Below are 23816 nucleotides of genomic sequence, written 5' to 3'. Positions count from 1 at the left end.
CCTACCGATCAGCCCGTCGCTGCTTGTCGCGACCGGTGCGGCGGGGGGACGCGTCCGGAGTCCGAGCTCCTGGGGAGGAGCGTCGACCGCGCTCGGCCGGCTCCGGAATCTCCGCCCCTAGCGTCGAGCGACGAGCGGGCTCGGGCGTCTCACCGCCCTGCCGCGAGATGGTAAGCAGCGCGCCCAGCTCGTCGCGGGTGAGGTCGCGCAGGTCTCCCGAGCGCAGCGTGCCGAGGTGCAACGGTCCGAACTGGCGTCGCACCAGCTCGATGACCGGGTGCCCCACCTCGGCCATCATGCGCCGGACGACGCGGTTGCGCCCCGAGTGCAGGGTGATCTCGACGAGCGAGGCGTTCGAGCGCCCCTCCGGCCGGCCGAGCAGTCGCGCCTTGTCGGCGACGACCGGCCCGTCGTCCAGCTCGATCCCCGCCGTCAGCGCGACGATCGTCTGCGGCAGCACCTGGCCGTGCACCTTCGCGATGTAGGTCTTGGTCACTCCGAACGACGGATGCGCGAGCACGTGCGCCAGCTCGCCGTCGTTGGTGAGCACCAGGAGCCCGGAGGTCTCGGCGTCGAGGCGGCCGACGTTGAACAGCCGCTCCTCGAAGTTCTGCGTGTAGGTCCGCAGGTCGGGGCGGCCGTTCTCGTCCGCCAGCGAGCTGACGACTCCGACCGGCTTGTTCAGCATCACGTAGCGGCGCGACGTGTCGAGCTGCACCGCGACTCCGTCGACCTCGATGAGATCGGTCGCGGGGTCGATGCGGCGGCCGAGCTCGTCCGCCACCTCGCCGTTCACGCGGATCCGCCGGGCGACGATCATGTCCTCGACGACGCGGCGGGAGGCGACCCCCGCCGCGGCGAGGACCTTCTGCAGTCGTTCGCCCTCAGTGCTAGGCGTGCTGCCCATCGAATCCGTCCCGTCCGTCGCTCAGAAGTGGTGAGATCTTCGGCAGCTCATCGAGCGACGTGAGGCCGAGGTGCACGAGCAGCTGCTCGGTGGTTCCGTAGAGGATCGCGCCCGTCTCCGGGTCGTTGCCGACCTCGGCGATGAGTCCGCGACCGAGGAGGGTGCGGGCCACGGAGTCGACGTTGACCGCGCGGATCTGTGCGACCTGCCCGCGCGAGATGGGCTGCTTGTAGGCGATCACCGCGAGGGTCTCGAGCGCCGCCTGCGACAGCTTCGTCGGGTTCTGGGTGAGCACGAAGTCCGAGACGACCGAGTCGTACTCGCGGCGGACGTAGACGCGCCAGCCGCCGCCGACCTCGCGCAGCTCGAAGCCGCGCCGGACGCCGCCGCCCTCGCCGTCGAAGTCGGCGGCGAGCCGCTCGATCGACTGGCGCACCACGGCGATCGGCCGCGACAGCGCGGTCGCGAGCGCGACGAGCGACTGCGGTTCGTCGGCGACCATGAGGATCGCCTCGATCGCCCGGTCGATCTCGAACGCCACGGTCCCGACGGAGGCGTCGGTCGGTCCAGCCGCAGAAGTCTCCACGGAGGCGGCGGTCTCAGCCGTCATAGTCGGCCCCCAGGTGGGCGAGGTTGGCATCCGACCACGACTCGGCGACCCACTGCAGCGTGAGCTCGCCGAGCGGCTCGGGCTGCTCGAAGGCGATGGCCGCATGCCGGTAGAGCTCGAGCACGGCGATGAAGCGCGCCACGATCACGCCCTTCTCCCCCGCGTCCGCGATGAGCTCGCGGAACGTCGCGGTCGTGCGCTCGCGGAGCATCCGGACGAGGTGGGCGGCCTGCTCGCGGATGCTGATCAGCGGCGCGTGCAGGTGGTCGAGCCCGACCGTCGGGATCTCCCGCGGGGCGAGCGCGAAGGCGGCGAGGGCCGCGAAGTCCTCGGCCGAGAGCGTCCAGACCAGCTCCGGCTTCTTCGCGCGGAACTCCTCCTCGAGCGGCACCTGGCGCACGTGCCGGGTCGTCTCGATCTCGATCCGACCGGCGAACCACGCCGAGACCTGCTTGAACGCGCGGTACTGCAGCAGGCGGGCGAAGAGCAGGTCGCGCGCCTCGAGCAGGGCCGCGTCCTCCGCGTCGACGAGCTCGCCCTGCGGCAGCAGTCCGGCGATCTTGAGGTCGAGGAGGGTCGCGGCGACCACCAGGAACTCCGACGCGCGATCGAGGCCCTCGAGCGTGTCGATGCCGTGCAGGTACGACAGGAACTCGTCGGTCACCGCGCTCAGCGCGATCTCGGTGATGTCGACCTGCTGCTTCGCGATCAGGCTCAGGAGCAGGTCGAAGGGGCCCTCGAAGTTGGTCAGCGCGACCCGGAACCCGCTGGGCGTCTCCGGCGCCTCGAGGACGACCTCAGGCGACCGCGCCACGCGAGATCAGCTCCCTGGCGAGCTTGCGGTACGCCTTGGCGGCGTTGTGCTCCGGCGCGAACTGCGTGATCGGAACACCCGAGACGCTCGCGTCCGGGAACTTGACCGTGCGTCCGATGACGGTCTCGAGGACGCTGTCGCCGAACGCGTGCACGACCCGGTCGAGGACCTCGCGCGAGTGCAGGGTCCGCGAGTCGTACATCGTCGGCAGGATGCCGTCCAGCTCGATCACCGGATTGAGGCGGTCGCGCACCTTGTCGATCGTCTCGACCAGCAGCGCCACCCCGCGCAGGGCGAAGAACTCGCACTCGAGCGGGATGAGCACGCCGTGGCTCGCGGTGAGCGCGTTCACGGTGAGCAGGCCGAGCGACGGCTGGCAGTCGATCAGGATGACGTCGTAGTCGGCGCTGACCTTGCGCAGCACGCGGGCGAGGATCTGCTCGCGCGCGACCTCGTTGACGAGGTGCACCTCGGCCGCCGACAGGTCGATGTTGGCCGGGATGATGTCGAGCCCGGGCACGTTCGTCGACTGGATCGCCTCGGCCGGGTCCTTCACCGTGCCGAGGAGGAGGTCGTAGATCGTGATCGCGTCGTAGGTCGCCACTCCGAGGCCGGCGGACAGCGCGCCCTGGGGGTCGAAGTCGATCGCCAGCACACGGCGGCCGTACTCCGCCAGCGTCGCGCCCAGGTTGATGGTCGTCGTGGTCTTGCCGACGCCGCCCTTCTGGTTGCAGAGCGAGATGATGCGCGCGGGCCCGTGACCGGTGAGCTCGACCGGCAGCGGGAAGTCGCGCAGGGGGCGGCCGGTCGGGCCGAGCGTCGGAGCTTCGAGACCGGTGAGCTCGGTCCTGTCGTCCGTGTTGCGTGTCACCTGCGTCGCCTCGCTTCCGTGTCGGCGTGCGCTCCCGCGCGGCCTGGATCGAGTGTACCGGCGCCCCTGCCGCTCCCCTGCCCGCCCCGCCGAGCCCCGCCCGCGCTGTCCTGCCACTGCCCGCGCCGGCGGCCGCCGCTCTGCATGCTGGTCGAGCAGCCCTCAGCGCCGCGCCCGCGGGTGCGCCGTCGTGTACACGTCGCGCAGGGAGTCCGCCGTCACCAGCGTGTAGATCTGCGTCGTCGCGACGGAGGCGTGCCCCAGCAGCTCCTGCACCACGCGCACATCGGCGCCGCCCGCGAGCAGGTGCGTGGCGAACGAGTGCCGGAAGGTGTGCGGCGAGATCTCGCGGTCGAGCCCGGCCTTCTCGGCGACCGCGCGGATCACGAGCCACGCGCTCTGGCGCGAGAGCCGGCTCCCCCGCACCCCGAGGAAGAGCGCCGGAGTCGCGTGGCCGCGCCGCGACAGCTCGGGTCGCGCGCGCACGAGGTAGTCGTCGACGGCCTCCCGCGCGTACCGGCCGAGCGGCACCATGCGCTGCTTCGAGCCCTTGCCGGTCAGTCGCACCACCTCGGCGTCGAACACATCGTCGACGTTCAGATCGACGGCCTCCGAGATGCGGGCGCCCGTGGCGTAGAGGAGCTCCAGCAGCGCCCGGTCGCGCAGGTCGGCGAGCTCCTCGCCGCGCGCCGCTTCGAGCAGCGTCGCCATCTGCTCGACCGTGATCGCCTTCGGAAGCGTCATCGGGAGCTTGGGCGGCACGACGTCGTGGGCCACGTCGTCGGCGACGAGCCCCTCCTCGAGCGCGAACCGGTGCAGCCCGCGCACGCTCGAGAGGATCCGTGCCCGCGACGATGCCGCGAGCGGCCTGTCGGTCCGCGCGGCGAGCCAGGAGGCGAAGGCGCCGACATCCGCGCGGCGCAGCGTCGCCAGATCCTCGACCCCCTGCTCCCCGAGCCAGCCCAGGTAGAGCTCGAGGTCGCGGCGGTAGGCGGCGATCGTGTGGGCCGACAGCCCGCGCTCGACGCTCGACTGCCGGAGGTAGGCGTCGGCCGTGGCCCGGGGGGTCACCCCCGGCGGGCGCGCGGGTGCCGCGTCCACGGCGAGGAGGCGTCGCCGAGTCCGGCCCAGCCGCGGGCGCGGAAGGCGTGGGCGGCGAGGACGGCGATCGTCAGCGACGGGTTCTGCACCCGGCGCGCCAGCACGGCGTCGACCGCCTCGTCCAGGTCGACCCAGCGCAGCTCCATGTCGGCCTCCTCCGCCTCGCGCTCGAAGACGGAGTCGGTGGCCGAGAGGTCGCGCGCCAGGTAGATGCGGATCGCCTCGTCGCTCCCGCCGGGCGAGGTCGCGAACTCCGCCAGCAGGTCCCAGCGCGAGGCCTGCAGATCCGTCTCCTCGGCCAGCTCGCGCTGCGCGGCGAGGAGGGCGTCCTCGCCCTCGATGTCGAGGAGCCCCGCGGGGATCTCCCACTCGCGCGCCCTGACCGGGTGGCGGTACTGCTTGATCAGCGCGACGCGGTCCTCGTCGTCCAACGCGAGGACGGCCACCGCGCCGGTGTGATCGAGGAACTCGCGGCGCAGCTCGCCGTCACCGTAGCGGAACGTCTCGGCGCGGACTCCCCAGACCATCCCGTCGAAGACGCGCTCGCTGGTGAGGATCTCGGGCTCGACGAGCTCGTCGACCAGCGGTTCACTCATCGGCGCCGGCCTCCGACGCCGGGAACAGGCGCGACGACTCCTGGCGCTCGAGCGCCGCCGTGACGAGACCGGTGAAGAGCGGGTGCGCGTTGTTGGGGCGCGAGCGCAGCTCCGGGTGCGCCTGCGTGCCGACGTAGTAGGGGTGCTTGTCGCGCGGCAGCTCGACGTACTCGACGAGGCTCCCGTCGGGCGACGTGCCCGAGAACCAGAGCCCGGCCTCGGCGATGCGGTCGCGGTAGCGGTTGTTGACCTCGTAGCGGTGGCGGTGGCGCTCGGCCGCCTCCGGGGCGCCGTAGACCTCGGCGACGATCGAGCCCTCGGCGAGAGCGGCCGTGTACAGGCCGAGCCGCATCGTGCCGCCCATGTCGCCGGCGGCGAGGATCTCGACCTGCTCCGCCATCGTCGCGATGACGGGGAACTCGGTGCCCGGGTCGAACTCCGACGAGGAGGCGCCCTCGAGGCCCGCCTCGTGGCGCGCGTACTCGATCACCATGCACTGCAGCCCGAGGCACAGACCCAGGGTGGGGACGCCGTTCTCGCGGGCGAACCGCAGCGCGCCGAGCTTGCCCTCGATGCCGCGGATGCCGAATCCGCCGGGGACGCAGATGCCGTCGACCTCCGACAGTGCCTTCGCCGCCGTCTCCGGGTCCTCGAGTCCGTCCGAGGCGATCCAGCGGATGGCGACCTTCGTCTGCTGGGCGAAGCCTCCGGCCCGCAGCGCCTCGGTCACCGAGAGGTAGGCGTCGGGCAGGTCGATGTACTTGCCGACCAGGCCGATGGTCACCTCGTGCTTGGGTTCGTGCACGGCCTCGAGCAGCTTCTTCCAGCCGTCCCAGACGACCTCGCCGGCCGGCAGTCCGAGCTGGTCGATGATGTAGGAGTCGAGGCCCTGCTCGTTGAGCATCTCGGGGATCTCGTAGATGGAGGCGACGTCCTTCGCGTTCACGACGGCCTGCTCGTCGACATCGCACATCAGCGCGATCTTGCGCTTGTTCGACTCCGAGACGGGGCGGTCGCTGCGCAGCACGAGGGCGTCGGGCTGGATGCCGATCGAGCGCAGGGCGGCGACCGAGTGCTGCGTCGGCTTGGTCTTCTGCTCGCCGGACGCGCCCATGAACGGCACGAGCGAGACGTGCACGAAGAACACGTTGCGGCGACCGAGCTCGTGGCGCACCTGGCGTGCCGACTCGATGAACGGCTGGCTCTCGATGTCGCCGACGGTGCCGCCGATCTCGGTGATGATCACGTCGGGCTGGGGGTCGTCCTCAGCCTGGAGGCGCATGCGGCGCTTGATCTCGTCGGTGATGTGCGGGATGACCTGCACGGTGTCGCCGAGGTACTCGCCGGCCCGCTCGCGCGCGATGACACGGGAGTAGATCTGCCCGGTCGTGACGTTCGCCGCCTGGTTGAGGTTGATGTCCAGGAACCGCTCGTAGTGGCCGATGTCGAGGTCGGTCTCGGCGCCGTCGTCGGTCACGAAGACCTCGCCGTGCTGGAACGGGTTCATCGTCCCGGGATCCACATTGAGGTACGGGTCGAGCTTCTGCATGACCACGCGGAGTCCGCGAGCGGTGAGCAGGTTGCCGAGGCTGGCGGCCGTGAGCCCCTTGCCGAGCGACGAGACGACGCCGCCGGTGACGAAGATGTGCTTCGTGACCTTCGCGCCGGGCCCGGAGGAACCGGCTCGAGAGGTCTCGGAGACGTCACGAGAAGAAGAGGAAGGGCCCGAGTTCGAAATGTACACCACGGGCTTCCACCCTAACAGCGAATCGCGAGCCGGTCGCCGGCCGCCTCCGAATCAGCGCCGCCGGCTCGTCTCGAGCAGCTCCCTGGCGTGGGCGAGGGCGTTCTCGGAGTCGGTCAGCCCGGAGAGCAGCCGGGCCATCTCGGACACCCGCTCCTCGGCCGCCAGCTGCGTCACCGCGCTCGAGGTGACGGAGCCGTCCGAGCCCTTCTCGACCCGGAGGTGATTGGTCGCGAACGCCGCGACCTGGGCGAGGTGGGTGACCACGATGACCTGCGACGTCTCGGCGAGGCGCGCGAGCCGCCGCCCGATCTCGATCGCCGCGGCACCGCCCACTCCGGCGTCGACCTCGTCGAAGACGAACGTCGGCACCCGATCGTTCGCCGCGACGACGACCTCGATGGCGAGCATCACGCGCGAGAGCTCGCCGCCCGAGGCGCCGCGCGCGAGCGGTCGGGGGGTCGCTCCGCTGTGCGGCTGCAGCAGCATCTCGACCACGTCGCGGCCGTGCACGGTGGGCTCGTTCGCGCTGGTCACCTGCACGCGGAGGTGCGCGTCGGCCATCGCGAGCGCGGTCAGCTCGTCGCTCACCCGCTCCCCCAGCTCGAGCGCCGCGGCCGTGCGCAGCTCGGTCACCCGATCGGCGAGGCGCTCCACGAGATCCGCGTCGGCGGCGGTGTCCGACTCGAGTGCGGCGATCCGCTCGTCGTCGCCGTCGAGCTCGAGCAGGCGCAGACCGGAGGAGTCGACCAGGGCGAGCACGTCGTCGAGCGTCGGGCCGTACGTGCGCGCCAGCGCCGAGAGCTCGGCCCGCCGGTTCTCGATCAGCTCGAGGTCGTGCGCCCCGTCGAGGTCGAGCTCGGCCAGGTAGGACGAGAGGCTGCCCGCGGCGTCGACGAGAAGGACGGAGGCCTCGTCGAGCGTCTGGACCACGGGGAGCAGGGCGGCATCGTGTTCGGCGGCGCGCTCGAGCACCCGGCGGGCGGCGTCGAGCAGTCCGACCGCGTCGCGGCCGTCGAGCTCCTCCGACGAGATCGCCTCGCGGGCCTCGCCGGCCGAGAGTCTCAGCTGCTCGATGCTGCCGAGGCGCTCCGATTGGGCCGCGAGCTCCGCGTCCTCGCCGCGCTGCGGGGCGACGACCTCGATCTCGGCCAGGGCGTTCCGGAGGCGCTCCGCCTCCCGGGCGCGCGCCTCGCGCGCCGTCGTCAGCTCGTCCAGTTCCTCGCGGTTGGCGCGCCAGCGCTCGAAGGCGCTCGCGTAGTCGCGGAGCGCCCCCGCCAGCTCCGGGCCGCCGAAGCGGTCGAGAGCGTCGCGCTGAGCAGCCGCCGAGCGGAGCCTGATCTGGTCGGACTGCCCGTGCACCACGACGAGCTGGTCCGCGAGCTCGCTCAGCACACTGACGGGAGCGCTCCGGCCGCCGACCACGGCCCGGCCGCGGCCCTCCGCCGATACGGATCGCGCCAGCAGCAGCTCCGGTCCGTCGAGGTCGCCTCCGGCGTCGCGCACGCGGTCGGCGACGGCACCGTCCTCGGGTACGAGCCAGCGGCCGGAGACCCAGGCCTGAGCGCTTCCCGCCCGGACGGCCGAGGCGTCCGAGCGTGCGCCGAGCACGAGGCCGAGCGCCGTCACGACCATCGTCTTGCCCGCACCGGTCTCGCCGGTCACGGCCGTGAAGCCGGGACCGAGCGGGAGGGTGGCCTCGGCGATGACGCCGAGATCGCGGATCTGCAGCTCTTCGAGCATGGGCTACTCCGTCTCGGCCGACCCCCGCCATCCGCGGATGGGGAGACCGAACTTGTGGACGAGGCGATCCGTGAACGGCGCGTCGTGCAGGCGGGCGAAGCGCACGGGCTCGGGCGACCGTCGGAAGACGACGCGAGCGCCCGGCGGGAGCTCGTACGTCCGCCGGCCGTCGGCCCAGAGCACGCCGACGCCATCGGTGCGCTCCTTCACCTCGACCGCGAGGCTGGAGTCCGGTCCGACGACGAGCGGACGAGCGAAGAGGGCGTGCGCGCTGAGCGGCACGAGGAGCATCGCCTCGAGCGTGGGCCACACCACGGGGCCGCCGCCGGAGAACGCGTAGGCGGTCGAGCCCGTCGGAGTCGACACGACGATCCCGTCGCAGCCGAAGCTCGAGAGCGGCCGGCCGTCGACGCCGACCATCACCTCGAGCATCCGCTCGCGGCTGCCCTTCTCGACGGTCGCCTCGTTGAGCGCCCAGGTCTCGTAGACGACGACGTCGTCGATCTTCACCCTGACCTGCAGGGCGAGCCGCTCCTCGACCCGGTAGTCGCCGTCGAGCGCCCGGGCGACGGCGTCGTCGAGATCGTCGCGCTCGCTCTCGGCGAGGAATCCGACGTGGCCGAGGTTCACCCCCAGCAGTGGAGCGGTACCGGAGCGGGCGATCTCCGCGGCACGCAGGATCGTCCCGTCACCGCCGAGGACGAAGACGAGCTCGACCGACGCGAGCTGGACGTCGACTCCCAGCACGGCGACGTCCGACAGGTCGGGAGACGCGGCGACGATGTCGTCCTTGTCACCTCCGCAGAGGACCGGATGCGCTCCGGAGTCCCGGAGTCGTCGCACGACGAGCACCGCCGCTTCGAGGGAGTCCGCCCGACCGGTGTGGGCGACGACGAGGATGTGGCGCTCGTCAGGAGGGGACTGCATCGAGAGGGTGTCCTTCGGTACTGGTCGACCGGGAGAGGTCGACGGCGGCGGACACGGTCGCGTCATCCGGTGGTGAGCGCGGTGACCGCGTCCCTCCATTCTGTCGGAATCGTTCCGCGGTCGCGGTGGAGGTGCGCGAGATACTCGTGATTCCCAGCGCTTCCCAGCAGCGGCGACGCGGCCAGCCCGACGACGCCCAGTCCCGTGTCCCAGGCCGACCAGAGCACATCCGACAGCGCTTCGCGTCGCAGCTCGGGATCGCGGACGATGCCCTCCTTGATCCCGGTCCGCCCCACTTCGAACTGCGGCTTGATCAGCACGACGAAGTCGGCGTCCGGGGCGACGGAGGAGACGATCGCCGGCAGGACCATCGTCAGGGAGATGAACGAGACGTCCGAGACCACCAGATCCGGCGGCACGGCCGTTCCGGAGGCGGCGGCGAGGGAGTCGGCCGTCAGATCGCGAGCGTTGAAGCCCTCGACCACATGCACGCGGTCGTCCGAGCGGATCCGCGGAGCGAGCTGCGCGTGACCGACGTCGAGCGCGATGACGGAGGCGGCGCCCCGCTCCAGGAGAACCTGCGAGAACCCACCGGTCGAGGCCCCGACGTCGAGCGCGTTCGCGCCGGCCACCCGGACGGTGGGGAAGCTCTCGAGCGCGCCGAGCAGCTTGTGAGCCGCTCGACTGACGTAGTGGTCGAGCCCGGCGACAGCGACCTCCTGCTCAGCGCGCACCCGGAGGGACGCCTTGAGGGCAGGGGAACCGTCGACCGTGACGAGGCCGTCCGCGATCAGTCGGGCCGCATGCGTCCTCGACCTCGCTATCCCGCGCTCAGCGAGAGCGGTGTCGAGACGCGCGTCATCGAGATCGGTCATCGCCTCGGGTCACTGCCCTCGAGGCGGGCGCGGAGCTGCTCGTGCAGTTCTCCATAGGCAGCAGCGCGTGTGACCAATGGCTGATCCTCGATGAGCTCGAGACGATCGACCATGCCGTCGATCGCCGGTTCCGTGGTCTCGCGCTCGTCGCTCATCGATCCTCATTCCCGAACGCCGCGGTTGCGACGTCTCCAGCCTCTCGCACTCGTCATCGAGCGCGTCGGCCGTCCGTCGATCTGACTGGTTAAACAGCGATGGCCACCCATTTCTGGGTGGCCATCGTGAATGGTGTCCGGCGGTGTCCTACTCTCCCACAGGGTCCCCCCTGCAGTACCATCGGCGCTGAGAGTCTTAGCTTCCGGGTTCGGAATGTGACCGGGCGTTTCCCTCTCGCTATGGCCGCCGTAACCCTGGCGACCGACCCGCTCAGTGAGCGGATGGTCAAATCTTTGGGTTACACGTCATGCGTGTATTCAGTTGTGTTCCGCACCTTGCAGTGCAGGGGTGCCCGTATTCTGGGAACCACAAAGTGGACGCAAGCAATCTCTGACCACTCCTACCAGCCTTTACAACGGTATGAGTGTAGTGATTATCAAGTTATCGGCTTATTAGTACCGGTCAGCTCCGACAGTCTTTAGTCCTGTCTTCCACATCCGGCCTATCAACCCAGTCGTCTGGCTGGGAGCCTCTCCCCCGAAGGGATGGAAATCTCATCTCGAAGCCGGCTTCCCGCTTAGATGCTTTCAGCGGTTATCCGTTCCGAACGTAGCTAATCAGCGGTGCTCCTGGCGGAACAACTGACACACCAGAGGTTCGTCCATCCCGGTCCTCTCGTACTAGGGATAGATCTTCTCAAATTTCCTGCGCGCGCAGCGGATAGGGACCGAACTGTCTCACGACGTTCTAAACCCAGCTCGCGTACCGCTTTAATGGGCGAACAGCCCAACCCTTGGGACCTACTCCAGCCCCAGGATGCGACGAGCCGACATCGAGGTGCCAAACCATGCCGTCGATATGGACTCTTGGGCAAGATCAGCCTGTTATCCCCGAGGTACCTTTTATCCGTTGAGCGACAGCGCTTCCACAAGCCACTGCCGGATCACTAGTCCCGACTTTCGTCCCTGCTCGACTTGTCAGTCTCACAGTCAAGCTCCCTTGTGCACTTACACTCGCCACCTGATTGCCAACCAGGTTGAGGGAACCTTTGGGCGCCTCCGTTACTCTTTAGGAGGCAACCGCCCCAGTTAAACTACCCATCAGGCACTGTCCCTGAACCCGATCAGGGCTCGAAGTTAGATATCCAGAGTGACCAGAGTGGTATTTCAACAATGACTCCACGAACACTGGCGTGCCCGCTTCAACGTCTCCCACCTATCCTACACAAGCCACACCGAACACCAATACCAAACTATAGTAAAGGTCACGGGGTCTTTCCGTCCTGCTGCGCGTAACGAGCATCTTTACTCGTAATGCAATTTCGCCGAGTTCGCGGTTGAGACAGCTGGGAAGTCGTTACGCCATTCGTGCAGGTCGGAACTTACCCGACAAGGAATTTCGCTACCTTAGGATGGTTATAGTTACCACCGCCGTTTACTGGGGCTTAAATTCTCAGCTTCGCCTTGCGGCTAACCGTTCCTCTTAACCTTCCAGCACCGGGCAGGCGTCAGTCCGTATACATCGTCTTGCGACTTAGCACGGACCTGTGTTTTTAGTAAACAGTCGCTTCCCACTGGTCTCTGCGGCCATCGAACGCTCCCGGAGCAAGTCCGTTCACGCCTCAGGCCCCCCTTCTCCCGAAGTTACGGGGGCATTTTGCCGAGTTCCTTAACCACGATTCTCTCGATCTCCTTAGTATTCTCTACCTGACCACCTGAGTCGGTTTGGGGTACGGGCGGCTAGAACCTCGCGTCGATGCTTTTCTTGGCAGCATAGGATCACCGATTTCGACTTGCGTCCACCCATCAGATCTCAGGCTATGTGAACGACGGATTTGCCTATCGTTCGCCCTACATCCTTAGACCGGGACAACCATCGCCCGGCTCGGCTACCTTCCTGCGTCACACCTGTTAATACGCTAAACGCACCAGCATGGGGTCGTACGCTAGGCCCAACGCTTCACCCCGAAGGGATCCATCAAAGGGATTCAGATACTTAGCACTACTGGATTGTCTTGGGCGGTTCTTCGCCGGTACGGGAATATCAACCCGTTGTCCATCGACTACGCCTGTCGGCCTCGCCTTAGGTCCCGACTTACCCAGGGAAGATTAGCTTGACCCTGGAACCCTTGGTCTTCCGGAGGACGGGTTTCTCACCCGTCTTTCGCTACTCATGCCTGCATTCTCACTCGTGTGGCGTCCACGGCTGGTTCACACCGCCGCTTCACTCGCCACACGACGCTCTCCTACCCATCAACACGGCTGGACCACGAAGGCCTACCATTAATGTCAATGCCACAACTTCGGTGGCGTGCTTGAGCCCCGTTACATTGTCGGCGCGGAATCACTTGACCAGTGAGCTATTACGCACTCTTTCAAGGGTGGCTGCTTCTAAGCCAACCTCCTGGTTGTCTGTGCAACTCCACATCCTTTCCCACTTAGCACGCGCTTAGGGACCTTAGTTGGTGGTCTGGGTTGTTTCCCTCTCGACTATGAAGCTTATCCCCCACAGTCTCACTGCTGCGCTCTCACTTACCGGCATTCGGAGTTTGGCTGACGTCAGTAAGCTTTTGGGCCCCATCGGCCATCCAGTAGCTCTACCTCCAGCAAGAAACACGCAACGCTGCACCTAAATGCATTTCGGAGAGAACCAGCTATCACGAAGTTTGATTGGCCTTTCACCCCTATCCACAGCTCATCCCCTCCATTTTCAACTGAAGTGGGTTCGGTCCTCCACGACGTCTTACCGTCGCTTCAACCTGGCCATGGATAGATCACTTCGCTTCGGGTCTAGACCCTGCGACTGAATCGCCCTATTCGGACTCGCTTTCGCTACGGCTGCCCCACTCGGGTTAACCTCGCCACAGAGCACTAACTCGCAGGCTCATTCTTCAAAAGGCACGCCGTCACCCCAACAAGGAGGCTCCGACGGTTTGTAAGCAAACGGTTTCAGGTACTATTTCACTCCCCTCCCGGGGTACTTTTCACCTTTCCCTCACGGTACTTGTCCGCTATCGGTCATCTGGGAGTATTTAGGCTTATCAGGTGGTCCTGACGGATTCACACGGGATTTCTCGGGCCCCGTGCTACTTGGGATACTCTTCACGCCATAACACCATTTCGACTACGGGGCTCGCACCCGCTCTGGCCAGGCATTCAAACCTGTTCGTCTATGATGCGCTGTAACGTTCCGTGCTCGGCAGAACACGACGAAAAGTCCCACAACCCCGACCATGCAACCCCTGCCGGGTATCACACATGGCTCGGTTTAGCCTCTTCCGCGTTCGCTCGCCACTACTAACGGAATCACTGTTGTTTTCTCTTCCTGTGGGTACTGAGATGTTTCACTTCCCCACGTTCCCTCTACCCGCCCTATATATTCAGGCGGGAGTCACCAGGTCACCACAAGGGGCCTGGCGGGGTTTCCCCATTCGGAAATCCTCGGATCACAGCTCGTTTATCAGCTCCCCGAGGCTTATCGCAGATTACGACGTCCTTCTTCGGCTCCAGATGCCAAGGCATTCACCGTTTGCTCTTATGAACTTGCTAATCACATGAGTTAAGAAACTACAACTCGAAAAGTTGCAGATCCAATGATTTGCATGACCGCAGCCCGAAAGCCGCGCCATACGAATCTTGTCGACCCGACACCTGCAAGGGTGACGGATCTAAGATGCTCGCGTCCACTGTGTAGTTCTCAAAATACGGGCGGTATCCCTCCCCCATGCACCCAGGCATGAGAAAAGGATCCAGAGGTTCGAGATCCGGCCCGCTCCCGAAGAAGCCAGCCGGCCCGGTCCCTCAGGACCCAACAGCGTGCATGTGCTCAACTCCACCCGACCATGCGTTCCCAACCCGAAGGCCGTACTGACACGAGACGAATCTCATCGAGCACCCAGTTCAATGTTCCACCCATGAGCTACCAGCGAAGACATTCGCTTCGATCTGGCGCCTGGAACCGACACGCCCCGGAGGGCGCCGTGTCCAGATGCTCCTTAGAAAGGAGGTGATCCAGCCGCACCTTCCGGTACGGCTACCTTGTTACGACTTAGTCCTAATCACCGATCCCACCTTCGACAGCTCCCTCCTTGCGGTTAGGCCACTGGCTTCGGGTGTTACCGACTTTCATGACTTGACGGGCGGTGTGTACAAGGCCCGGGAACGTATTCACCGCAGCGTTGCTGATCTGCGATTACTAGCGACTCCGACTTCATGAGGTCGAGTTGCAGACCTCAATCCGAACTGAGACCGGCTTTTTGGGATTCGCTCCACCTTACGGTATCGCAGCCCTTTGTACCGGCCATTGTAGCATGCGTGAAGCCCAAGACATAAGGGGCATGATGATTTGACGTCATCCCCACCTTCCTCCGAGTTGACCCCGGCAGTCTCCTATGAGTTCCCACCATGACGTGCTGGCAACATAGAACGAGGGTTGCGCTCGTTGCGGGACTTAACCCAACATCTCACGACACGAGCTGACGACAACCATGCACCACCTGTATACCGACCTTGCGGGGCAACCATTTCTGGAAGTTTCCGGTATATGTCAAGCCTTGGTAAGGTTCTTCGCGTTGCATCGAATTAATCCGCATGCTCCGCCGCTTGTGCGGGCCCCCGTCAATTCCTTTGAGTTTTAGCCTTGCGGCCGTACTCCCCAGGCGGGGAACTTAATGCGTTAGCTGCGACACGGAGACCGTGGAAAGGTCCCCACATCTAGTTCCCAACGTTTACGGCATGGACTACCAGGGTATCTAATCCTGTTCGCTCCCCATGCTTTCGCTCCTCAGCGTCAGTAACGGCCCAGAGAACTGCCTTCGCCATCGGTGTTCCTCCTGATATCTGCGCATTCCACCGCTACACCAGGAATTCCATTCTCCCCTACCGCACTCTAGTCTGCCCGTACCCACTGCAGGCCCGAGGTTGAGCCTCGGGTTTTCACAGCAGACGCGACAAACCGCCTACGAGCTCTTTACGCCCAATAATTCCGGACAACGCTTGCACCCTACGTATTACCGCGGCTGCTGGCACGTAGTTAGCCGGTGCTTTTTCTGCAGGTACCGTCAAACCGAAGTCCTTCTTCCCTACTAAAAGAGGTTTACAACCCGAAGGCCGTCATCCCCCACGCGGCGTTGCTGCATCAGGCTTTCGCCCATTGTGCAATATTCCCCACTGCTGCCTCCCGTAGGAGTCTGGGCCGTGTCTCAGTCCCAGTGTGGCCGGTCACCCTCTCAGGCCGGCTACCCGTCGTCGCCTTGGTGAGCCATTACCTCACCAACAAGCTGATAGGCCGCGAGTCCATCCTTGACCGAAAAACTTTCCACCCGCACCCGATGCCGGGGCAGGTCGTATCCGGTATTAGACGCCGTTTCCAGCGCTTATCCCAGAGTCAAGGGCAGGTTACTCACGTGTTACTCACCCGTTCGCCACTAATCCACCCAGCAAGCTGGGCATCATCGTTCGACTTGCATGTGTTAAGCACGCCGCCAGCGTTCGTCCTGAGCCAGGATCAAACTCTCCGTAAAAAAATTACGACCACCCACCCCGAAGAGCAGGCAATCAAGTTTGACCAAGGCAAATACGACATCATTGCTGACATCAATTTCCAAAGGAACCCAACCAATCAACCGAAACCACCCGAAGGCAGAAACAGAATCAATGGCCGAGGTTATATATTATTTGGCATTGAACATAGTGCACGCTGTTGAGTTCTCAAGAATCGGACACACCCCGCCTCCACGCCCAAAGAAAGCGCTTCACAACGAGAGTGATCGAATTGTGTTCCATCGGAGCCGAAGCTCTCGATTTGATTGTGGCTGCCATTCGGGTTACGCTTGTCAGAACCGAAGCTCTGCGCGCCGCCGTGGCAACTTGTATAACTTAGCACATCCGCTCGCCGTGTCAAATCGGCGACTCCGTGATGCTCAGCGTCACGACCCGGAGGTCGAAGCGCCGCATCGTGCGCCATGCAGTGCCTTGAAGGACCGTCTGCCGCACCGAAGCCCGGACCAGTGGTCCAGCGGAGGCTTTACATCGTACGCTCACGATCCGTTCCCATCAAGAGGCGAACCTCTAACAAGGTGTGGAGTGAGGGGATGGTCCCCGCTTGAGGTGGGCCAGCGGGTCTCGACGCTCTGCGTCCGACTCTCGCTCGCCGCTCCTTTGGGGTGACGAGGAGTTACATTACGTCGATGTTTCGCGGGCCTGCAAATCGCTCGCGGCCCGGGCGTGTCGCCCGGGGGCGCCTAGCGGACGAAGGCTCCCGCGAAGCTCTTCTTGCCCCGGCGAAGCACGGCGATGCCGTCGATCAGCGGGAGATCGCCGAGGACGAGCGAGTCCTCCGAGACCACGACGTTGTTCACCGAGAGCCCTCCCTGCGCGAGGGCGCGGCGGGCCTCCCCCAGGCTCGCGACGAGTCGCGTCTCGAGGAAGGCCTGCAGCACGGGTGCCGCGGGGTCGACCTCGACGGTCGCAACCGCCTCGAGCGCACCGCGGAGGATGACCGGATCGATGCCGACCAGCGAGCCGCGTCCGAAGAGCGCGGCCGACGCGTCGACCACCGCCTGCGTCACCTCGTCCCCGTGCACGAGAGACGTCACCTCCCAGGCGAGGGCACGCTGGGCCTCCCGCTTGAAGGGCGCATCGAGGCCGGCCTGCTCGAGCCGCTCGATCTCGACGCGGGGCAGGAAGGTGAAGACCTTGAGGCGGTCGATCGCATCGCGGTCGTCGGTGTTGAGCCAGAACTGGTAGAACGCGTACGGGCTCGTCAGCTCGGGATCGAGCCAGACGGCGTTGCCCTCGCTCTTGCCGAACTTGGTCCCGTCGCTGTTCATCACCAGGGGCGTGCCGATGGCGTGCACCGACACCCCCTCGGTGCGGTGGATCAGATCCGTCCCGCTGGTGAGGTTGCCCCACTGGTCGCTGCCACCCGTCTGCAGGACGCAGCCGTACTGGCGGTAGAGCTCGAGGTAGTCGAGCCCCTGCAGGATCTGGTAGCTGAACTCCGTGTAGCTGATGCCGGCGTCCGAATTCAGGCGCGCGCTGACCGCGTCCTTCTTGAGCATCGTGCCGACCCGGAAGTGCTTGCCGACCTCGCGCAGGAAGTCGATCGCCGAGAGCGGCGCCGTCCAGTCGAGGTTGTTCACCAGGCGCATCGGATTGTCGCCGTCGACCGCCAGGAACCGCGAGACCTGCGCCTGCAGCCGGGCCACCCAGTCGAGCACCGTCTCGCGCGGGGTCAGAGTGCGCTCCGCGGTGGGCCGGGGATCGCCGATCAGTCCGGTCGATCCGCCGACGAGGCCCAGCGGTCGGTGGCCGGCGAGCTGCAGCCGGCGCATCAGGATCAGCTGGACGAGATTGCCGAGGTGGAGGCTGGGCGCCGTCGGGTCGAATCCGCAGTAGTAGGTGATCGGCTCGCCCGCGAGCAGGTCGCGGAGTGCCGCGCGATCGGTGGAGACGTGGACGGAACCGCGCCACAGCAGCTCGTCCCAGACGGTCTCGAAGGACGCGTCCAGCGCGGGGGGCGTCGAGGATCCTCGGGGCGTCTCGTCGGTCACTCTCCGAGGGTACCGCGGAGTGCGCCGACTCCCCCACGAGAGTGAAGTCCACAGGCTTGATTGCGGCAGATCAAGTCTCGATACTTGATGCGGAGGTGCTCCATGTTCGTCATCACTGCCGACCAGCGCGACAGCCGCCACGACGACGACCGGGTCGATCGCGTGATCACCGGTCTGCTCGAGACGCAGCGCGACGCCTTCGTCCTGCCCCCCGAGCGGACGGCGGGCGACGAGTTCCAGTTCGTCCTCGATCGGGCCGACGCCGCCGTCGAGGTGGTGCTGGCCCTGCACCGGGAGGCGCACTGGAGCATCGGCCTGGGCGTCGGGCGGATCGAGCGCCCCCTCCCCGCGACGACCCGCGCCGCCCGCGGCGAGGCGTACTTCGCGGCGCGCCGGGCCGTCGAGGCCGCGAAGAACCGGCAGAGCAGGTTCTCGCTCGACCCCGACGCCCCGGCCGCCCCCTTCCCCTCGATCGCCGACGCCCAGGCGCTGCTGGACCCGCTGCTCCACCTGCGCGACTCGCGCACAGCCGCCGGCTGGCAGATCGTCGACCTCCTCGACTCCGGCCGCACGCAGAAGGAGGCCGCCGAGCACCTCGCCATCAGCCCCCAGGCCGTGAGCCTGCGGGTGCGCGCGGCCGACGCCCGGCTCGACGGACCCACCGCGGAGGCACTCGCCCGCCTGCTGACGGTGGTCGACCGTACGCTCGACCCCATCGACGAGAGGAACGAGCGATGACGGTGCTCCCCGCTTCCCTGACCAGCACAGTGGCGGCCACGGTGCAGTCCGTCTCCTGGACGGGCGTGGTGCTCGCCCTCGTCGCCGGGCTCGTCGGCGCGGTGCTCGCCGTCCGACTGCGCCGCCCCCCTCTCGCATGGATCAGCGTCGGAGCGACAACGGCGGCCTTCCTCCTCACCGGCCTCGCCGGCTCCTCGGCTCCGGTGCCGCTGGTGCTCGCCGTCGCCGCGCTCGCCTTCGCGATCGCCGTGATCGGGGGCGGCCCGGTCGTGCTGATGACGCTCGACCTCGCCACGACGGACTCCCGGAGCGGCACCCACGGCGGGATCATGATCGCGGGACCGCCCTCGCGCGCCTCCTCCGCCGCGGGGTCGCCGAGCGCGATCGGCCAGCCCATCGAGGTGCTGCGGGGCGGGACAACCATCGGCCTGCTCGAGCGGATCGCGACGGCCGGTGCTCTCATGAGCGGACTGCCCGAGGGCGTGGCGGTCGTCGTGGCGGTGAAGGGCGTCGGCCGCTTCAGCGAGCTCGCGTCACCCGAGGCGCGCGAGCGGTTCATCATCGGGACGCTGGCGAGCCTCGCCTGGTCGGCGGCGCTCGGGACGCTCGCCCGGATCTATCTCGCCGGCTGATCTCCGGCGGCGCGGCGGGGCACCGCGCGCCGGTACGGCGACACCGTCGGCTCCCCCTCCAGGTGGAACCGCCACGGGTACTCGGCACCGCCGCCCGCGCCGGACACCCCTGTCCGGACCGTGGAGACCACGGTGCCGAGGCGATCGGGAGGCAGCAGCTCGAAGGACCGCTCCATCGGATCCCCCGACTCGGCGAGCAGGACGCCGAGCGCCTTCGCGAATCGCGCGGGGCCCCGGGCCAGATCCCGCGCGGGAACGGCTCCACGGCGCTCGCGAGCGAGCTCCTCGCCCACGACGATCTCGCCCGCGCGCAGCAGCACCGCCGAGGCGGCACCCTCCGGAGCGCAGACGAGGTTGAGGCAGGTGTGCATCCCGTAGGTGAAGTAGGCGTACACCGTGCCGGGCGGCCCGAACATCGGCAGGGTGCGCTTCGTCGGTCCGCGGAAGCTGTGCGACCCCGGGTCGACGCCTGGGCCGAGGTAGGCCTCGACCTCGGTGAGGCGCACGCCGACCACTCCGTCCGCCGTCCGATGGAGCAGCGTGCAGCCCAGCAGATCGGGCGCGACCTCCAGCGCCGACAGCGACAGATCCGGCAGCGCTGCCTTCGACGAGGTCACGACGACGCGGACCGCACGCTAGAAGAAGCTCTGCCCGGAGACGACCGTGACGATGATCACGGCGAGGATGACGACCGCGGCCACGAGGACCAGCGTGCGCTGCTGCCAGGGCCGGAGCGGCGGACGGCCGTCGTCCTGGTCGTCGTCCCTGCGGAGCGTCATGCGCCGTCCCCCCGGAGTGCGGACCGGACCAGGCGGACGCGCTCGGTGAGCTGCGCGAGCTGCTCCGCCACGCGCGCCGGTGCGGTCCCGCCGACCCCGTCGCGACTGGCCACGGAGCCCTCGATGCTCAGCACGGAGCGGACGTCGGGGGTCAGCAGCGGCGATACGGCGGCGAGCGCCTCGTCGTCGAGCTCGTCGAGCCCCAGATCGCGCGACTCGGCCGCCTTGACCAGCTCGCCCGTGATCTCGTGGGCGTCGCGGAAGGGCACGTGCTTCTTCACGAGCCACTCCGCCACGTCGGTGGCGAGCGAGAAGCCCTCGGGCGCGAGCTCCGCCATCCGCTCGGTGTGGAAGGTCAGGGTCGCGATCATGCCGCTGAACGCGGGCAGCAGTACCTCGAGTGTCGTGACGGAGTCGAAGACGGGCTCCTTGTCCTCCTGCAGATCGCGGTTGTACGCGAGCGGGAGCGCCTTCAGCGTCGCGAGCAGACCGGTCAGGTTGCCGACGAGCCGCCCGGCCTTGCCGCGCGCGAGCTCGGCGATGTCGGGGTTCTTCTTCTGCGGCATGATCGAGGAACCGGTCGAGTAGCCGTCGTCCAGCGTGACGAAGCCGAACTCGCGCGTGTTCCACAGGATGATCTCCTCGGCGATGCGGGAGACGTCGATGCCGATCATCGCGGTGACGAAGGCGAACTCCGCGACCAGATCGCGGCTCGCGGTCCCGTCGATCGAGTTGGGCACGCTGGAGGCGAAGCCGAGCTCGCGCGCGACCGCCTCGGCGTCGAGACCCAGCGTCGAGCCCGCGAGCGCGCCCGACCCGTAGGGCGACACGTCGGCCCGCACCGCCCAGTCGCGGAGGCGCTCGAGGTCGCGCAGCAGCGCCCATGCGTGGGCGAGGAGGTGGTGCGCGAGCAGCACGGGCTGCGCGTGCTGGAGGTGCGTGCGGCCCGGCATGATCGCCGCCGGGTGCGCCGACGCCTGAGCGGCGACGGCGTCGATCAGCTGCACCACCAGCTCCGAGATCACCGCGGCGTGGTCGCGGAGGTACATCCGCACGAACGTGGCGATCTGGTCGTTGCGCGAGCGACCGGCGCGCAGCTTGCCGCCGAGCTCGGGGCCGGCCTCGAGCATCAGCCCGCGCTCGAGCGCGCCGTGCACGTCCTCGTCCGACTCCTCGGCGCGGAAGCTCCCGTCGACGACCGCGGTTCGGAGGCGCTCGAGCGCGTCGAGCATGCCGGTCAGCTCGGCCGAGTCGAGGTAGCCCGCGGCCGAGAGCGCACGGGCGTGAGCCCTCGATCCCGCGATGTCGTACTCGGCGAGCTGCCAGTCGAAGTGGGTCGACTTCGAGAGTGCCGCGAGCTCGGGCGACGGGCCGCCGGCGAACCGGCCGCCCCAGAGCGCGCCGGCCTCGCCCGAGCGGGCGGAGGGTCGTTCCGTCATGGTTCTCCTCGGTGTCTGCGGCCTCGGTGCGCGAGGACGCGGGTCTGCAGCCTCGAGTCCCGCCCGGTGAGAGGGCGCGGTGCCTCGTGATCGGCTGTCGAGTCTAGTGAGCGGCCTCGGTGCTGCCGGCCCGCTCCAGGAGCCAGACCAGCAGGGCCTTCTGCGCGTGCAGGCGGTTCTCGGCCTCGTCCCAGATCACGCTCTGCGGGCCGTCGATCACGTCGGCGGTCACCTCGTAGCCGCGATCGGCCGGCAGGCAGTGCAGGAAGAGCGCGTCCGGCTCGGCCGCCGCCATCGTGGCCGCATCGACCCGGTAGTCGCCGAAGGTCGCGACGCGCGCGGCCTTCTCCTCCTCCTTGCCCATCGACACCCAGGTGTCCGTGATCACGATGTCGGAGCCGGCGGCGCCCGCGGCGGGGTCGGTCGTCGTCGTCGCAGAGCCGCCGGTGGTCGCGGCGATGCGCTGGGCGTCGGCCAGCACGGCCGGATCGGGGGCGTAGGAGTCGGGCGAGACGATGCGGACGTGCATGCCCGCCGTCGCTCCCGCCAGCAGGTAGGAGTGCGCCATGTTGCTCGCGCCGTCGCCGAAGAAGGTCAGCGTCAGACCGGCCAGCCGACCGCGGTGCTCGCGGATGGTCAGGAGGTCGGCGAGCAGCTGGCAGGGGTGGAACTCGTCCGAGAGCGCGTTGACGACCGGGACGCGGGTCCCCTCCGCCATCTGCTCGAGACCCGACTGCGCGTAGGTGCGCCAGACGATCGCCGCGACCTGGCGCTCGAGGACGCGTGCCGTGTCGGAGGCGGTCTCCTTGCCCCCGAGCTGGCTGCTCGCCGTCGAGATGATCAAGGGGCTGCCGCCGAGGTCGGCGATGCCGACCGCGAAGGACACGCGGGTGCGGGTGGAGGACTTGTCGAAGATCACCGCGACGGTCTGGGGACCGGCGAGCGGCGTGCGCGCGAAGCGGTCGCGCTTGAGCTCGAGTGCGAGATCGAGGATCTCGGCCTGCTCGGCGGGGCTGATGTCGTCGTCGCGGAGGAAGTGGCGGGTCACGGGTGCTGGTCGCTTTCGATTCGGGGTGGTCGGTCGGGTCAGAGGCTCAGCGTGCGGAGCGCGCGGGCGAGGCGGGCGGCGAACTCGTCGACCTCGGCTTCCGAGACGATCAGCGGCGGCGCGAGGCGGATGCTCGAGTCGTTCGCCGCGTTCACGATGAGGCCCTCCTCGAGCGCGGCCGCGGCGAGGGCGCCGGCGACGGGCTCGGCGAGGGCGATGCCGAGCAGGAGCCCGGCGCCGCGGACGGAGTCGACGAGCGGCGAGCCGATCTCGAGGACGGCGCGCACGATCTGCTCACCGCGCTCACGGGCGTTCCGCACCAGGTCCGCCCGCTCGATCTCGCCGAGCACCGCTCCGGCGACCGCGGTCGCCAGCGGATTCCCGCCGAAGGTGCTGCCGTGCTGGCCCTTCTGGAACAGCGCGGACGCGGCGCCGAAGGTCACCAGCGCGCCGATCGGGAATCCTCCGCCGAGCCCCTTGGCCAGGGTCACGGCGTCGGGGACGATGCCGGAGCGCTGATAGGCGAACCAGCTGCCGGTGCGGCCGACGCCGGTCTGGATCTCGTCGACGATCAGGAGCACGCCGTGCTCGCGGGTGAGCTCGCGGGCCCGCTCGAGGAATCCGTCGGGCAGCGGGACGACCCCCGCCTCCCCCTGGATCGGCTCGACCACCAGCGCGGCGACCGAGTCGTCCACCGCCGCCTCGAGCGCCTCGAGCGTCGCGTCGATGTGCTCGACCCCGCCGGGCATCGGCTCGAAGGGCGCCCGCATCGCAGCCTTGCCCGTGAGTGCGAGCGCGCCCATCGTCCGCCCGTGGAAGGCGTTGTGCAGCGCGAGCACGCGGTGCCGTCCGCCGCCGGAGTTCAGGCGGGCGAGCTTGAACGCGGCCTCGTTGGCCTCGGTGCCCGAGTTGGCGAAGTAGACGCGACCGGTCTCGCCGGCGCCGGTCAGCCTCCGCAGGGTCTCGGCGAGCTCGATCTGCGGCGCGGTCGCGAAGTAGTTCGAGACATGCGCGAGGGCTCCGGCCTGGCGGCTGACCGCCTCGACGAAGACCGGGTGCGCGTGACCGAGGGAGTTGACGGCGATCCCGCCGAGGAAGTCGAGGTACTCACGCCCGTCGACGTCCCAGACGCGGCAGCCCACGCCGTGGTCGAGGACGGCGAGCGGGGGCGCGAAGGTCTGCATCATCGCGGAGGCGTAGCGCCCGCGCGCGGCGTCGGTCCGATTCGCGTCGGTGGTGGCGGGGTCGGTGTCGGTGGTCATCTGTCGAGCCTTTCGATCGGAG

General features: G+C 67.7%; 19 protein-coding genes and 3 rRNA genes. 2 read left to right on the top strand and 20 right to left on the bottom strand.

Features of this window, described 5'->3' with window-relative positions; all coding sequences use genetic code 11:
- Position 1: 1 nt before the first annotated feature.
- From GRS96_RS09830 to tyrS, 15 genes are all read right to left on the bottom strand, one after another.
- Positions 2-907: a pseudouridine synthase gene (locus GRS96_RS09830; RefSeq protein ID WP_159988375.1), complete on the bottom strand. Its 906-nt coding sequence runs from the start codon at positions 905-907 to the stop codon at positions 2-4.
- Positions 891-1517 (bottom strand): SMC-Scp complex subunit ScpB, encoded by a 627-nt coding sequence (gene scpB, locus GRS96_RS09825; RefSeq protein ID WP_159857003.1) that lies wholly within the window; start codon positions 1515-1517, stop codon positions 891-893. Before scpB ends, GRS96_RS09830 begins: the two co-directional genes overlap by 17 nt.
- A complete protein-coding gene (locus GRS96_RS09820; RefSeq protein ID WP_159857001.1) occupies positions 1507-2331 on the bottom strand; it encodes a segregation and condensation protein A in 825 nt (274 codons plus the stop codon). Before GRS96_RS09820 ends, scpB begins: the two co-directional genes overlap by 11 nt.
- Complete coding sequence (locus tag GRS96_RS09815) at positions 2315-3202, bottom strand: ParA family protein (protein ID WP_159856999.1); 888 nt, start codon at positions 3200-3202, stop codon at positions 2315-2317. The genes GRS96_RS09820 and GRS96_RS09815 overlap by 17 nt, the downstream gene beginning before the upstream one ends.
- 162 nt (positions 3203-3364) lie before the next feature.
- Positions 3365-4303, bottom strand: coding sequence for a site-specific tyrosine recombinase XerD (gene xerD, locus GRS96_RS09810; protein ID WP_204162070.1), 939 nt, complete (start codon positions 4301-4303; stop codon positions 3365-3367).
- Positions 4270-4899, bottom strand: coding sequence for an NUDIX domain-containing protein (locus GRS96_RS09805; protein ID WP_159988374.1), 630 nt, complete (start codon positions 4897-4899; stop codon positions 4270-4272). The genes xerD and GRS96_RS09805 overlap by 34 nt, the downstream gene beginning before the upstream one ends.
- Positions 4892-6544: a CTP synthase gene (locus tag GRS96_RS09800; protein ID WP_235022028.1), complete on the bottom strand. Its 1653-nt coding sequence runs from the start codon at positions 6542-6544 to the stop codon at positions 4892-4894. The genes GRS96_RS09805 and GRS96_RS09800 overlap by 8 nt, the downstream gene beginning before the upstream one ends.
- A 153-nt stretch (positions 6545-6697) precedes the next feature.
- Positions 6698-8386 (bottom strand): DNA repair protein RecN, encoded by a 1689-nt coding sequence (recN, locus tag GRS96_RS09795; RefSeq protein WP_159988373.1) that lies wholly within the window; start codon positions 8384-8386, stop codon positions 6698-6700.
- A 3-nt stretch (positions 8387-8389) separates the two neighbouring features.
- The gene (locus GRS96_RS09790) at positions 8390-9313 is read right to left on the bottom strand and encodes an NAD kinase (RefSeq protein ID WP_159988372.1); all 924 of its coding nucleotides are present in this window, start codon (positions 9311-9313) and stop codon (positions 8390-8392) included.
- A 62-nt stretch (positions 9314-9375) separates the two neighbouring features.
- Complete coding sequence (locus GRS96_RS09785) at positions 9376-10188, bottom strand: TlyA family RNA methyltransferase (RefSeq protein ID WP_159856989.1); 813 nt, start codon at positions 10186-10188, stop codon at positions 9376-9378.
- Positions 10185-10343 (bottom strand): hypothetical protein, encoded by a 159-nt coding sequence (locus GRS96_RS20485; RefSeq protein ID WP_204162069.1) that lies wholly within the window; start codon positions 10341-10343, stop codon positions 10185-10187. The genes GRS96_RS09785 and GRS96_RS20485 overlap by 4 nt, the downstream gene beginning before the upstream one ends.
- Before the next feature lie 135 nt (positions 10344-10478).
- Positions 10479-10595, bottom strand: a 5S ribosomal RNA gene (gene rrf / locus GRS96_RS09780).
- A 181-nt stretch (positions 10596-10776) separates the two neighbouring features.
- Positions 10777-13892, bottom strand: a 23S ribosomal RNA gene (locus GRS96_RS09775).
- A gap of 450 nt (positions 13893-14342) precedes the next feature.
- Positions 14343-15865: ribosomal RNA gene (locus GRS96_RS09770) — 16S ribosomal RNA — on the bottom strand.
- The 16S, 23S and 5S rRNA genes sit together here, the layout of an rRNA operon.
- A gap of 720 nt (positions 15866-16585) precedes the next feature.
- Positions 16586-17896: a tyrosine--tRNA ligase gene (gene tyrS, locus GRS96_RS20660; protein ID WP_159988371.1), complete on the bottom strand. Its 1311-nt coding sequence runs from the start codon at positions 17894-17896 to the stop codon at positions 16586-16588.
- Between the two features lie 102 nt (positions 17897-17998).
- Between tyrS and GRS96_RS20655 the strand changes: the two genes are divergently transcribed.
- On the top strand, positions 17999-18634 hold the full coding sequence (locus GRS96_RS20655; RefSeq protein ID WP_159857962.1) for a DNA-binding protein: 636 nt from the start codon (positions 17999-18001) through the stop codon (positions 18632-18634).
- On the top strand, positions 18631-19266 hold the full coding sequence (locus tag GRS96_RS09755; RefSeq protein ID WP_236553605.1) for a hypothetical protein: 636 nt from the start codon (positions 18631-18633) through the stop codon (positions 19264-19266). Before GRS96_RS20655 ends, GRS96_RS09755 begins: the two co-directional genes overlap by 4 nt.
- Here the strand turns inward: GRS96_RS09755 and GRS96_RS09750 are convergent.
- From GRS96_RS09750 to GRS96_RS09730, 5 genes are all read right to left on the bottom strand, one after another.
- Positions 19251-19883, bottom strand: a complete 633-nt coding sequence (locus GRS96_RS09750; protein WP_204162067.1) for a DNA-3-methyladenine glycosylase — start codon at positions 19881-19883, stop codon at positions 19251-19253. The genes GRS96_RS09755 and GRS96_RS09750 overlap by 16 nt on opposite strands.
- A gap of 18 nt (positions 19884-19901) precedes the next feature.
- Entirely contained in the window at positions 19902-20045 is a 144-nt protein-coding gene (locus tag GRS96_RS09745) for a hypothetical protein (protein WP_159857964.1), read from the bottom strand.
- Entirely contained in the window at positions 20042-21484 is a 1443-nt protein-coding gene (gene argH, locus GRS96_RS09740; RefSeq protein ID WP_159988370.1) for an argininosuccinate lyase, read from the bottom strand. The genes GRS96_RS09745 and argH overlap by 4 nt, the downstream gene beginning before the upstream one ends.
- A gap of 103 nt (positions 21485-21587) precedes the next feature.
- Positions 21588-22532: an ornithine carbamoyltransferase gene (gene argF / locus GRS96_RS09735; RefSeq protein WP_159857968.1), complete on the bottom strand. Its 945-nt coding sequence runs from the start codon at positions 22530-22532 to the stop codon at positions 21588-21590.
- Positions 22533-22570: 38 nt separating this feature from the next.
- Positions 22571-23794, bottom strand: a complete 1224-nt coding sequence (locus tag GRS96_RS09730; protein ID WP_159857970.1) for an acetylornithine transaminase — start codon at positions 23792-23794, stop codon at positions 22571-22573.
- Between the last annotated feature and the right edge of the window lie 22 nt (positions 23795-23816).

The sequence above is a fragment of the Rathayibacter sp. VKM Ac-2803 genome, assembly GCF_009807175.1.
Taxonomy (GTDB): domain Bacteria; phylum Actinomycetota; class Actinomycetes; order Actinomycetales; family Microbacteriaceae; genus Rathayibacter.
The sequence above is the reverse complement of the archived record's forward strand: the minus strand, read 5'-3'. Positions and strand labels throughout refer to the sequence as shown.